This window comes from Synechococcus sp. UW86 (assembly GCF_900474085.1).
Taxonomy (GTDB): domain Bacteria; phylum Cyanobacteriota; class Cyanobacteriia; order PCC-6307; family Cyanobiaceae; genus Parasynechococcus.
Genome location: NZ_UCNU01000017.1, coordinates 575,953 through 588,845 on the forward strand (window position 1 = coordinate 575,953; position 12,893 = coordinate 588,845).

The 12,893-nt window shown below is 57.6% G+C and carries 11 protein-coding genes and 1 pseudogene; 4 read left to right on the plus strand and 8 right to left on the minus strand.

Features of this window, described 5'->3' with window-relative positions; translation table 11 throughout:
- Window positions 1-9 precede the first annotated feature (9 nt).
- From chrA to DXY04_RS11650, 4 genes are all read right to left on the minus strand, one after another.
- The gene (chrA, locus tag DXY04_RS11635) at window positions 10-1,194 is read right to left on the minus strand and encodes a chromate efflux transporter (RefSeq protein WP_115162177.1); all 1,185 of its coding nucleotides are present in this window, start codon (window positions 1,192-1,194) and stop codon (window positions 10-12) included.
- Between the two features lie 13 nt (window positions 1,195-1,207).
- On the minus strand, window positions 1,208-2,218 hold the full coding sequence (arsB, locus tag DXY04_RS11640; RefSeq protein WP_115162178.1) for an ACR3 family arsenite efflux transporter: 1,011 nt from the start codon (window positions 2,216-2,218) through the stop codon (window positions 1,208-1,210).
- Between the two features lie 528 nt (window positions 2,219-2,746).
- Window positions 2,747-4,372 (minus strand): DUF2079 domain-containing protein, encoded by a 1,626-nt coding sequence (locus DXY04_RS11645; protein WP_244278678.1) that lies wholly within the window; start codon window positions 4,370-4,372, stop codon window positions 2,747-2,749.
- A gap of 155 nt (window positions 4,373-4,527) precedes the next feature.
- A complete protein-coding gene (locus DXY04_RS11650; RefSeq protein ID WP_115162180.1) occupies window positions 4,528-6,675 on the minus strand; it encodes a PhoX family phosphatase in 2,148 nt (715 codons plus the stop codon).
- 719 nt (window positions 6,676-7,394) lie between these two features.
- On the opposite strand from DXY04_RS11650, the gene DXY04_RS11865 reads away from it, so the two are divergent.
- Complete coding sequence (locus DXY04_RS11865; protein WP_136975395.1) at window positions 7,395-7,724, plus strand: hypothetical protein; 330 nt, start codon at window positions 7,395-7,397, stop codon at window positions 7,722-7,724.
- A gap of 21 nt (window positions 7,725-7,745) precedes the next feature.
- On the opposite strand, the gene DXY04_RS11660 is transcribed toward DXY04_RS11865, so the two are convergent.
- The 4 genes from DXY04_RS11660 to DXY04_RS11675 all read right to left on the minus strand — a co-directional run bounded on the left by DXY04_RS11660 (window position 7,746) and on the right by DXY04_RS11675 (window position 10,715).
- Window positions 7,746-8,045 (minus strand): hypothetical protein, encoded by a 300-nt coding sequence (locus DXY04_RS11660; protein WP_115162182.1) that lies wholly within the window; start codon window positions 8,043-8,045, stop codon window positions 7,746-7,748.
- Window positions 8,046-8,234: 189 nt separating this feature from the next.
- On the minus strand, window positions 8,235-8,708 hold the full coding sequence (locus DXY04_RS12390; protein WP_115162183.1) for a hypothetical protein: 474 nt from the start codon (window positions 8,706-8,708) through the stop codon (window positions 8,235-8,237).
- A 381-nt stretch (window positions 8,709-9,089) separates the two neighbouring features.
- Window positions 9,090-9,386: a hypothetical protein gene (locus tag DXY04_RS11670; protein ID WP_115162184.1), complete on the minus strand. Its 297-nt coding sequence runs from the start codon at window positions 9,384-9,386 to the stop codon at window positions 9,090-9,092.
- An 825-nt stretch (window positions 9,387-10,211) separates the two neighbouring features.
- Window positions 10,212-10,715 (minus strand): hypothetical protein, encoded by a 504-nt coding sequence (locus DXY04_RS11675; RefSeq protein ID WP_115162185.1) that lies wholly within the window; start codon window positions 10,713-10,715, stop codon window positions 10,212-10,214.
- Window positions 10,716-11,194: 479 nt separating this feature from the next.
- Between DXY04_RS11675 and DXY04_RS11680 the strand changes: the two genes are divergently transcribed.
- The 3 genes and pseudogenes from DXY04_RS11680 to DXY04_RS11695 all read left to right on the plus strand — a co-directional run.
- Complete coding sequence (locus DXY04_RS11680; RefSeq protein ID WP_244278673.1) at window positions 11,195-11,482, plus strand: DUF3104 domain-containing protein; 288 nt, start codon at window positions 11,195-11,197, stop codon at window positions 11,480-11,482.
- A gap of 35 nt (window positions 11,483-11,517) precedes the next feature.
- Window positions 11,518-11,703 (plus strand): CopG family transcriptional regulator, encoded by a 186-nt coding sequence (locus tag DXY04_RS11685; RefSeq protein WP_136975397.1) that lies wholly within the window; start codon window positions 11,518-11,520, stop codon window positions 11,701-11,703.
- A 614-nt stretch (window positions 11,704-12,317) separates the two neighbouring features.
- A pseudogene (locus DXY04_RS11695) lies at window positions 12,318-12,497 on the plus strand (photosystem II q(b) protein); the annotation flags it as partial.
- Window positions 12,498-12,893 lie beyond the last annotated feature (396 nt).

The window sequence follows — 12,893 nt, forward strand, 5'->3', positions numbered from 1 at the left end:
AGGAATGGATCAGGCCAGGGTCAAACCACCCACTCCGGCGCAGAACAGCACCACCCGCCACGCCGGTTGCCGCCAGCTCACCAACAACACAAACGCCACCAACGCCAAGCTGAACTCAGCACCCCCGCGGATCCCTGCCTGCCAGACGGGCTGAAACAACGCCGCCAGCAGGATGCCCACCACTGATGCGTTGATGCCCAGCAGGGCTCGACGCATCGGAGTCAAACGGCCCAGGTCACTCCAGAAGGGCAAGAGCCCACCAACCAACAAGAACGAGGGAAAAAACAAGGCAATGAGCGCCATCACAGAACCGGCGATGCCCTGAAGCCCAGGCTGCAGATCAAAGCCAAGAAAGGCCGCGAAACTGAACATCGGCCCCGGCACCGCCTGGGCTGCGCCATACCCGGCCAGAAACTGCTGCAGGTCGATCGAACCATTGGGCACCAGCGCCTGCTCCAGCAAGGGGAGCACCACATGACCACCGCCAAAGACCAAGGCACCGGTGCGCAGAAAACCACTGAGCTGCTGCACCAGCAGCGGTCTGGCCTCAGCAGACAACCAGGGCAAAGCCGCGAACAGCAGCACAGCGAAACCGAGCAAAACCGCCGCCACCGAGCGCCGCAGCGGAACCACGAGACGTTCGGGTGCCGATGGCTCCACGGCAGGTGGGTTCAGCGCGCACCAACCCACCAATCCGCCAAGCAGGAGGGCCAACAGCTGAGCCCAGACGCGAGGCACCAACAGCACCAGCACAGCAGCCGCCACCATCAGTCTGACCCGCTGCCGATCGGGAGCCAGCTTGCGCTGCAGGCCTAGAACGGCCTGGGCCACCACGGCCACAGCCGCCACCATCAAGCCATGCACCCATCCCCCATCGATCCAACGGGGATGGGCTGAAAGCAGCGACGCCGCCAGCACCATCAACACAGCCGAAGGCAAAATGAACCCTGCCCAGGCCGCCAGGCCGCCAAGCCAACCGGCCCGGATCAGCCCCAGACCCATGCCCACCTGAGAACTCGAAGGGCCCGGCAACAGCTGACAGAGCCCAACGAGATCGGCGTAGGCCTCAGCGGTGATCCAACGCTCCCGCTGCACAAACCTCTCGTGGAAGTAACCGAGGTGCGCCACGGGGCCACCAAAGGAGGTCAGCCCCAACACGAAGAACTGGACGAAAACCTTCAGCGGAGCGGACATCACGCTGCTCCTCTCACGCGGGGAACAGGCTTCGGTTCCGGTTGACCATCGCCACCAGCGACAGCATCACCGGAACCTCCACCAGCACGCCAACAACGGTGGCCAAGGCAGCCCCGGAGTTCAAACCGAACAGGCTGATGGCCACCGCAACCGCCAACTCAAAAAAATTGGACGCGCCAATCATGGCCCCGGGTGCCGCAATCGATCGTGGCTGTCCTGCTGAGCGCATCCAGAACGCCGTGATCCAGAAGATCAGATAGGTCTGGAGGATCAGAGGAATGGCAATCAAAACGATGGCCAGCGGATTGGCCAGGATCGCCTGGGCCTGCACCATGAACAGCAGCAACACGGTGGCGATCAACGCGCCAATCGCTAGGGGCTTGAGCCGCGTCTCCAACCGCTCAATCCGGCGAGCACTGCGCAGACTCAGCCGCGTGAACCATCCGGCCACCAGGGGGACCACGACGAACAGACCCACTGCCGTGACCATCGTGTGCCATGGCACAAACACATCCGAAACCCCCAGCAGGAACGCCGCAATCGGGGCAAAGGCGAAGACCATGATCAGGTCGTTCAACGCGACCTGCACCAGGGTGTAGTTGGGATCACCGTCGCTGAGACGACTCCACACGAACACCATCGCCGTGCAGGGAGCGACGCCAAGAAGAATCATCCCGGCCACATACTCCTGGCCGATCGCTGCCGGGATCCAGGCGGAAAACACTCCACGGATGAATAGCCAGGCAAGAGCCGTCATGGTGAAGGGCTTGATCAGCCAGTTCACGACGGCTGTCACCAACAACCCCCGCGGCTGATGGCGAATCGCTCCGATGGAGGAGAAGTCGACCGCCAGCATCATCGGGAAAATCATTCCCCAGATCAGCACCGCGATCGGCAGGTTGATCCCCGCAGCCTCCAGGACCGCAATGCTTGCCGCCGCATCAGGGAACCAAGCACCAAGGCCAACCCCAACCACGATCGCCATGCCAATCCAGATGGAGAGATAGCGCTCGAACAGACCCATCAATTCATCAAGAATTCTTGATGGGAGAACCCTACCTCCAGCAGGTTCCACTCACCAAAGGATGTGCTTTGGAATACACGCCCATCATGGCTTAATTACTCGTAAAACCATCCACAAATCTCACTTAAACCACCTAACTCACAATTTCAAGGTGGTGCCTGAATGTCGATGACTGAAAAACCCATAGGCCTGTTTCCTTGGGCCATCTTGATCTTTGCGCTGGTTGTACCGAACCCTTGGAAACTGGCGTCGGAGCGGGCATTCGCTGAACAAAGCGTGACATCGGAACAATGCTCAAGCCGCCAGTGAGGCATCTCTGACACCTGTGAATACCAAGATTCAAACCCACTGAGGCCGCTTGGTTAACGTCAACAACCGTGGATGAATTCTTAGAATCAAATCTATTGGTTTTTAAGCAGTAAGAAGCCATCGCGTCGCAGTGCATTGATCGAATGCATACGAACTTTTGGCTGTGATGTGGATCTCAATCGGCTTGGCGTTCACCCCCTTTTGAGACCGAGCCGTGGTTCAGGAGCGCCGCCGGCGCGGATTGGCTGGAAGCGGTTGCTGCAAGGTCTGGTCCAGAGCCAATTCCAGTGGAGCGTTAATCGGGCCATCCTTCTGGAGCACCACAACGCCATCCTCCAGAGATTGAACGCGGTAGGCCTGGCGATGCTGCTCAATCCAGCGCTTGCTGTTGCGGAGCTGGCGCCAATCTCCTGCGAACGCCCGGCCGTAACGCTGAAGCAAATCGAGGTCCACAGCAACCCAGTCCACGCTTTGAGGCCGACCCTTGCGGTCCAGATAGTCGGTGTTGAAGGGAAAGCGCACCAACACCTCGCGGCGGGCAAGCAGAGGCACCAGAGGTGTGTTCGCGGCAACGCTGGCCTGCGGAGGAATCACAGCCAAGGCACGCCGAGCCGCTGCACCATGGCTCCATTGCTCAGCCGGGCTGCTGTGCACCCATGGCTGCACGCTGGCAGGAACAAGAAACGAGAGGCTGCGATGGGGATTGCTGGTCAATGTGAGCAGCAGAGAGAGGCTTATGGCTGCGCCCCAAGCCAGCCGGAGGCGAGGCCCCAGCTGTAAGTGAGGGCGCCGCTGCCACCAGAACAGGGTGCCAAGGGCGAAGCCAGGCACCACCAGCAGGGTGTAGCGAATGGTGATCGCAAGAGGATTGTTCGCGCCCTGGGCCAGGAAGAGTCCCAACAGGCTTGGGCCCGCCAGCAGCCAGGCATCGAGGCTGATCAGGGGTAGGAACAGAAACGGCAGGCTGTGACCAAGGAGGTAGCGAAGGGTCCCTCCGGGGGGATCCACCAGTTGCTGCAGCAGCAGAAATGGCTGAGTCAACATCCGTTGAAGAACCGCAAGGCTGCTGCTGCCCTCGCTGTTCCCATCGCTGAGGTACTGACCGAAGTTCTCCACCATGAAGCGCTTGGCGTTGTCGTCTGAAAACAGCGGCATCAGAACGTTGGTGCACAGCAACACCCATCCCCCTCCCCAGCTGATCAGTGCCAAAACCAAGAGCCAACGTTGGCGATGGCGCACCAACAACCAGAAGCCAACTGCCACCAGAAGCACCCCCGTGTCCTCTCTGATCAGGGGCATCAGGCCGGCGGCCAACAGGATCAGCCTGGTGCGCCGTTCCACCAGGCCCAGCACCAGCACAAAGACGGCCAAAGGCAGCTGGCAGAGATCCGTGAAGTTGCCGAGGGTGGGGCCGATCAAGGCGTTGCCGCCGAAATAGCCGTAGGCAATCCAGTTAGCAGTGCGTTCGGGCAAACAGCCACTGGCGAGGCGATGCAGCACAAGACCCGCAGCAGTGATGAGGCCCACCTGAGCCAACGGGAGGGCGGCTCCCCCGAGCAGCCCCAGCAAAGGAGCGAAGAGCAACAGGGTTGGTGTGAAGTGCTGGCCAAGCCGTTCGTAATCCACCGAAGGCAGCTCTCCGGCATGCTCCACGTTGGTGGAAAGTTGCGAGGAGAGGGTGCTCTCGAACCAATGGCCGTGCAGGCTGTTCCAAAGCACCTGCTGAAAAATGCCCTGGTCGTAGCTGGCCAACAGAACCCAGGAACGCCAGGCCTGCAGGCCCAGGCAGATCACGGCGAACAAACCAGCAACGATGAGGACGCGACGGGACGTCAACAACGGCACCTGCACGCTTCACTCAAGGCAGCTCAGCGTTGCAGCGACTTGAACACCTGCATGTGCTGTGGAACACCTGGGCTTCTGAGCAAGAGCTCAAACGGATTGAGTTCCGAGAACCTGCGTGATCAAGGCTTGAAACGGTGAATACTCACCAAGCCGGCTCAACCCGGCAGAAGGGGTTCGCCATTGGCCCGATGAATGGCGACCACACCGGGACGGGGTGGCCGGCCGGGGGCCTGAGCCGGCCAATTGGAACCCAGCGGCACCTGACGCAACTGCTGGAAGGATGCGCCCTCACGATCCACGAGCTGGTGCGACTGGAACTCAATGCCGCTGGAGACCCGAGCACCATGGACTTCACCGGGGTGCTGCACCGCCAGGAAAAGGCTGCTTTCCTCTTGATCCAGGCAAACCCCAGTCAGTTCGCATTCCATGGGCCCGGTGGCGAAGCAAAGGGCTGAACCCCCATCCCGCGGCACCCACCAGCAGCTGTTGTTGCCGAACACGTCGCCTGCGGCGGACTTCATCGAGCGATCGGTCACGATCCAGAGATTGCCCTGTTGATCCAGGGCCAGGTTGTCGGGATTGGTCAGCCCAAGGCCGCCAGCCCAGGGCTCGCCGCCAGTCACAGTCATGGTCCAGCGGAAGCCGCGATCCCCACGCTCCGTCAGTCGCATTACCCAGCCATGGCCCCAGCTGCTCTGGCCCTGCGGACCACGGAACACAGCCGGATCGGCACCACCCTTTCCGCCGGGAGAACCCGACGTGAAAGCGATCAGCAGGTCACCAGTGATCGGATCAATCTTGGTGTCTTCCGGTCGGGCCGTTGGGGTGGCACCGATGGCGCTGGCAGCCAGATGCGCGTCGATCAGGATGGCTCCCTGGAGGGCTTCACCCTCTCCGCGGTACATATCGCCCAGCGTTCGGAACTGCCGGGCATAGGCCGCAACGGAGGCGTCGTCGCGAAACAGCTCTGCACCGGCGCGGTCGCGGTCGCGGTGGGGCAGCTCCACGGGGCAGGTGAGGTTCGCTCTGCTAAAACGGCTCGGCCGGAAAGGATCCACCACGGCGACCGGCGTCAAGGGCAACCACTCGCCGGAGGCATCGGCATGGAAGCGGGCCACTTGAAGCTCACCGGCTTCCAGCAGCCTTGAATTCGCTTTGTCGGTCAGGTCGGTGAGTTTTCCGCTGCTGACAAATCTGTAAAGATGCCCGCCGCGGCGATCGCAACCTGAATACACCTGCAGGGGGCGACCTGCCTCGGCCCTTACTGCGACGGCCTCATGGCGGAAGCGACCAAGAGCTGTGTGTTTGCGAACCGAATGGCCTGGGCGCTGCGGATCAACCTCCACCATCCAGCCGTATTTGTTGCCCGCCAGGCCGTAAACATTTCCCAGGCCGGCCAGCTTCCCTTCCCGACAAAGAAAGGGGCATGCCGATGGAGGCACAGAGCTGCCATCGGCATACACCGCCTCCGGCACCTGCGACTGGATGTTTTCTTCGGCGCTCAGCACCGTGCCCCAGGGGGTGGTGCCACCACCGCAGTTGGCGAAGCTGCCAACGATGCCATCACCTAGGCCATCGTCGTAACCGAGGCGCTGTTGAGCCCGGAACACCGCCGCGGCGGGGCCGGTGCTGACCAACCGCTGGGAGGCATCGCTCAAACCTGTAATCCCAGTGATGCGCCGATCACTGGCGACGTCGGCACGAATCCAATGCCCCTGGTGGTCACGTCGCAAACTCATCACCCCTAGCCCCAGATCGGTCATGGCCTGATCAGCCACAGCCCGAATCAGGCCGAGGAGGGGATCTCCAGCCGTCAGTGGTGTGCAGTCGATTTCCCCATCGGCCGGTGCCAGCTGCTCCACCAGGCGTGAAAACGGAATGGCTTGACCGATCACATCCTCGAAACCCTCAGCCCAAGGCAAAGCACTGATGTATTCGAAATTGACCGTCATCGAGGCGTGATCAGGCCCGTGCTGAACGAAACCCAGATGGTCGTTGTTGAAGCCAAAACGGCTGTCTCCAAGGGGATCGCCCCAAGCCGCCAGCAGATCAGCGCGAAATCCCTCTGGCAGCGTGAGCCGGTCTTGAAGGGAGATGTCGCGATAAACGTTGCGCTGCTCGGACGCACTTAAACCATCGCCCTCGACGGGGAGCGGAACTGGAACGGGGACAAACGGTCGACTCCGCAGTCCACGACGTTCTGCCGATGGAACTAAAGAGCCTTCAGAGAACACGCTTGCTGTCACCATGCCGGCCGTGCCAAGTCCGAGCAGGGATAGAAAAGAACGGCGGCGCAACGTCATCGGCTTTGCGTGAAATAAGCGATCAGCAGTTGAGTGGTGGTGCAACGATCACTGCCACGGATCTAGATCAGACCCCGACGCACGAAGGCATCAACAACGCGGTTGTAATCCTCACCATCCAGTGGAGAATCAGCCAGTTCGCCTAAAGCTTCACGAACCAACTGCTTAACATGCAGATCAGCAGGGGCGCTGGAAGGATGTTCAAGCGGGGGTGAAGCTGAAGGCATTGGGCCACAAAACATCAACCACCTTTAGTTCAATCCGCACGAAATACACGTGCCTTGGAACACACCATTCCAGAAACCCTGAACGCCTAATCCTCAGATTCGGCCGCCTGCATGGTTGAAGCTTTCCGGTCATAGATCTGGCGCCATTCATCACTGGTTTTGCAGTAGCGCCCGTGCTCAACAACATGCATGGTCTGAATGACGCACACAATGGAGACGAACACAGCAGGAATCAGCCAAACCGGACTGGAAAACGAAAAGTGTTTGAACATCACTCCACCTTCAACTCGCGATCGTAAATCTCATCATTCTGAGTGGTCCATGCGGATTCGGTAAAGCAACCTCGGTCATGGAGACGCTGATGTTCCACAAACAACCAGATCGTCCAACCCAGCAAACTGATTGCAATCGAAAATCGCAATCCACCCAGGAAGGCTTTAAGACTCATTTCACAACTCCACCAGAATCAATGGTGAGACGAGACACAGAGAAATGAACGTGTCGCGGAACACACGCGACAAAGAATTTCATGACTGTCGAGCCCAGGGCAATGCGACGGAAGATGGGAAACGATCAAAACAGGCAGTCGTGCGAAGGGTCGTGCTGGCGTTGATGCTTTGGTCCGTGCTGCCCGCACAAGCAGCAACCCCCGTACGGTTGCAGGTGATTCCCTATCAAGTGAACAAGCAAGCCTTGCCTGTTTTGCCGGCCTTGCTTGCTCCACCGCCAATGATCACTGAACAGGCCCAGCCAAGGAAACGAAGGCCAGTACAGAGCAGAGGTTGGAACAGCGACGATGACTTTGACTGGCTGATGGATTAGCTCTCAGCCCGCGCCTGGGCATCAAGCAGCGGAGTGACTGTCGTCTTGCTGTTTCAGCAAGATGGCCAAGCGGTTAAGCAGAGGAATGGTGTCGTCCAGCAGGGCAACATCAGGATCTCGGCCGGGGTCGTAGGGAACAGCCTCTGCCTTTCGATGCTGCATTTCCTCCAAAAGTTCAATCAAGTCAATCACCACTGGGCGCAAATCATGGAGCGCCTCGCCGATATCCGTGACGTTCATCCAGTAACGGCTGCGGCGAATGCTCGCCAATCGCATCGCGAAAGAATCCTGAAGGGCTTGATCGCTCAGGTTTGACGCCATTGGCGAACAGGGCAAAACACCCTGAAATCAACCTTTAAAACGTGGCATGCCCTGGTTAATGACACGTAAAAGAACGCATAAGAGCAAAAGCCATTGCACAAGCCAAGCGATGCCAAACGACAATCAATGATTCGGTTGTACGACTTCAGCGCAGCCCATTCCGGTCGGGAAGCAATTGAATCTGTACAGCTATTGAGGCATTAATGAAGCATTTTCTCTCTTCAACTGCAACAAAAGCTGGGCCTTGTCGTAGCGTTTTTTGAAACCAGCTTTTAGAGCCGAATGCTGGGCCATGAGCTGGGCACGGAGGCCATCCCGTCGCTTCACCTCCTCAAAAACAGAATCACAAAGCTGCCAGTAAAGCTCAACAATGCCTAACTCGCGGGCATAGTCCTTCTGCTTGCGCAAAAGGCTTGCAACCCGCTTGAAGCAGTCGGGCGTAGGGAAAACGTGCTTGCCCTGAGATGTCTCGATCTCAGCCTTACAACAAGCCAGCATCAAATCAAGATCGTTTTTGTTCTCTGGAGAATTCTTCACAGCCGTCCAATCTTGCTTCTCAACGCCGCGCACTTGGGGAAACATTTGCGCCAAGATCTCAGAAGGGGTTTTATCCGCGCCCCCGCTTCCCGCCGTCCAGTCAAGTTCACAATCAACAGCCTCCACCAGAGGTGCTTGAGGAGGTGCTGGCGGGTCTTCCAAACCCACCAATGCTGAAGACGGTGATACCTCAGAAGCTTGTGCTCGGAGCTCAGCGGATCGCGAACCTCGAAAGCCAGTCACCCTGATGGGCCTCGCGTTCTTGCGCTTTCGAGCTACACGCCTGCCAATTGCCTTGGAGAGAACAAAAGCAGTCGCCAGGACAGCCAGCAGAAAAGCAAGCAACTCCATTGAGGAACTGAGTGAGGAACGCCAAAACAACGTGGCGAAGCCTACTTTGAGATCGCCCAACCTGTTGTTCTGATCAACAGCAAGGGGGGATCAGCGTGGAGGCCCAGAACCCCAGCGCATGGAAGGAGCGATGCAGCGAGGACAAACCCTTCCTGGCTAGTTCGATCCCTCAGGCGGGCAAGAAGCAAAACGAATCGGACTGATACTTTGCACTTTGGATCGAATCGCGTTCAGAGCAGAGCCAAGGGCGCCGCCACCCAGCTTTTGCTTGCGAGCGTATTCAATCAGCTTCAAATCACCGTCATTCCGTTCTGCAAAATCACGACCGGAAATGTATGTCTTGATTTCACTGATCACAAAATCCTGATCCACAACATGCTCGCGGACGACGACCGACGTGATCGCATCAACCATGTCCCGAATTTCCTTGCGGGCCTGATCAGCGGGGCTCACCAGCCAAAAACTGTGTCACTGGATACATTTTAATGCAGCCAGGCGCTCCGAAATCAGCACTTATGCCTAAGGAGGCTGACCTCAGCGGCAGCGACTGCCATAAAGCTTCTGCTTGGCCTTCTCGGCCTTTCTGATCAGCTTCTGCGCGGAAGAGCGATCAACACACGCTCGCGCCTGAAGCTCAAGGCAATGCAGCTTCAGAAATTGCTTCAACGGATTCATGACAACCTCCTGTTAACCAATCATTAACCTCTACCACCGCATGATGCCACGGGGTACATACCTATTCGGGTTTCTTAATCACGCTGCAATCAAGCCTTGAACTTCAGGCCGTAAACAGCAGTGATCTGGGCAGGATCCCTTGCAAGACCCACTCTTGAGATCACCGTTTTGGTCGTGGATGCTCGCAGCGGGCATCGTGTGGGGCCCAGGGGCGGTCGCACTTCACCTGCAGCACAACGGCGTCATGCCGATCCCCTCTGATCAAGCGTTAACGGTGAGCCAGAAAAGCCAGGACATAACCAATCAGTAGGCCATTGCCGAAGGTGAGCCAGAGGAACTGGTACTTGCTCAGGCCAATTGACTTCCTGAACTGCTTTGTGGCGCTTTTATGCCAACTGAACATCGAATGCGTAACGCGAAGTATGTATCAACAACTAGACCACGGCGGTGCATGAATGCCAGGCCCAGCATTTGGCTCTTAAGGCTGGTTTTAGGGAGCACTGCTACGAGGCCGAGCACTTGCTGGAGAAGCAGGGGTGACAACTCAATGCATCGAATGATTGGATGTCACCCCAAGCGACCGATATCAAAGGTCTAACCAATTCAACGACGGGCCAGGGCGTACTGATCCCTCCACAGGATCGCCTCCACAGGGAGCACCTCCCAGGGCTGAGGAAGCTGAAGACCAGCATGAACCGCACGGTGCCGATGCTCACTGATCCAAAGCAAAGAGCCCACAACCCAGTTGGGGAGGTTGGCGAGAAGCCGGGCCTCGAATTCCTGGCCCGTCTCATGCTCGTCGTAAAGCAGCACCGTCATCACCTCACGGTCATCCATGGTCCAGCGGACCAACCAAGTGAGCAGTGGCTCTGGAATCAGCGACTCCCGAAGATCGAAATTTTCCTGAATGGCATGCACCATCTCGTGGCGCAGCACCCGTTCGAGGTCCTGATCAGCACGATGAACGTTGGCGTGACAGAGCTCAATCAGATTCGTGCCCGTGATGTAGCCACCCATCAGGCCCGGTTGATCGCGGCAGTCACGGGGACTGTCGACAACACTCACACCGGACAGCGCCAGAAAAACAGATAAGCCGAGATCCCACATCTTTCGCCCTCTTAAACATCCCTTAAGCATCCAAGCATTGATCTCGCGCGTCTCAATATCCGCTCAACAAAGCGTTTCCCGTCTTTCCGTTCAAGCTCGACCTATGAGCACTGGTCGGTCTTGCGCCTGCAGGTGTCACCTGCCCGATGGATCAGTAGGTCAGACGTTGTGACACGACCAGCAGCGCAAGCAGAAGTACAAGCTTTAGGGACCGACATGGAAAACATGGGTTGAGCTCCACAAGCTGGCTGAAACCACACGGTTGTTGTAGGAGCTCTTTTGCTGCTCCTGATGGAAATTGCCGTTCTTCTGCCGAGGAGGATCGTTAAGAAGGCTTATCCGCACCCTTACAGGCTTCTGCCGCACGAAGTGGCTAGATGAATTCTGAAGCGACAACGCCTCGGAAGGCCTATGCCGGGTCAAGCCGAGACCAGCCCTTAAACAACCGTTGAATATTTCTTGGTTGGTCAGCGAACTGGATGAGCCTTGAATACAACCAAGCGACCCAAGGGCATATGAGCATTGGCCATACGAGGCCTGTTGCCACGCCACCCAAGCCAGATCCGATCTTTCACCACGTCAAAGCGGGAATGTCCGTGATCATCAAGAACACAGACGAGACCTGGCATATGGCTGACGTGATTCACGTTATTGGCAGCGCCAAACAACCAAAAGTCCCGTTGTTCATCCAGGTGACCTATGTGGACAACCACGTCACCAACTGGGTCAAAGCTGACCTCATCACCCACATTGTTCCAAGGCTCTGAATCATTGCCCTCCTTGGAGGAGCTCTATGGCTCTGATGGGAAAGAACAAGGGCAAGACCGTAACGGTCCACCTTTCAGACGAGACAGCAGCCATGATTGACCGCAAGCTCAAGCAGTGGTCGCTAAAAAGTCGTAGCGAGGTCATCGAGCAAGTTCTTGGCTGGTACGTTCAGCCCTCAGATACCAAGGTGGCCCGTCGCAGAATCACAGAGCTGCTCTAGGAGCCAACCACTACCCAGCGCCACAGGGGTGGCATGCCAAAGGAGATGGGCTGGGCAACCACGATGTTCATCCAAATAAAAAAGCCCCACGACGGGGCACGGGGCGGTTAGTTGACGGTGTGTGGCGCCGGTTCAGCTCGTGTATGCAACTCCTCGATACGTGCAGGTCGCAGAACCACGGGCAATGGTCGGAGAGAGGTGGGCTGAGGTGTCGACACCGCGGTAAGCGGTGACACGCAAATGGGCAAGTTGAGCCTCAGTGAGGCGTTGCTTGCGAAGGGTTGCGCGCTTGACGAGGTCGAGAGGTGACATGAACGTCTCCACAGTGTCCGGGTCCCCGTTGCATGACTCCGGATCGAACTGCACCTGCAAATAGCAGGCCAACGATGAACAAAAGTTATCGATAAAAATCAATGATCAATGTACTCAGCAACACCGAGGTGGGTCCGTCAGCAACACATTTTCAACCACCATTCGGCTTTCCGTACTTCATCTGCCCGAACGCCACCGGCGAAACATCACCACGTTCATAGACCATGCGTCAAACATACCCAAAGGTTATGAATTCAATAAAATTATGGCAAGAAGCAAAAAAGACTGAAGAGGCATCAGCAAACTTCTACCAGTCCATCCTTGATGGTCAGGGCCGCGTCCTGAACACCTGGGCTGATGTGCTGAACCGTGCCGGCCTCGGCATGGAAGTGATGCACGAGCGCAATGCTCACAACTTCCCCCTCGACCTGGCTGCTGCTGAGTCCACTCCTGTGGCTCTGCAGGCTCCTGCCATCGGTTGATCTGGAATCAACCTGTTCCCTTTGGAACAGCAAAAACGATTCAGATCAACTGAATCGGAAAGCCCCCTCTTCCGAGGGGGCTTTTTGTTGTGCATGCAATTTGTTGGGTACGGTCAACCGCGATCAGGTATCGCCAACACTGCTTGGAAGGACTGACCCAATCACCTCCAAGGAAATGGGCCGACCTTCCTGTTAGGTCAACGGCCTCTCCAGAGAGGCGCATCCGTAGTGATTCAAGAGATTCATGTTTCCCTCACCAGAAGGGGGAGGTGATGGTCCACTGTGGAGAAGACCTTCGGTCCGAGGACCCAGCGAGAGAACTCAACAACCAAATCTCGGAACTTCAAGCCCGGGTTGCCTACCCACAGCACTGGAGCAGCGGAGAGCATGAGCAGC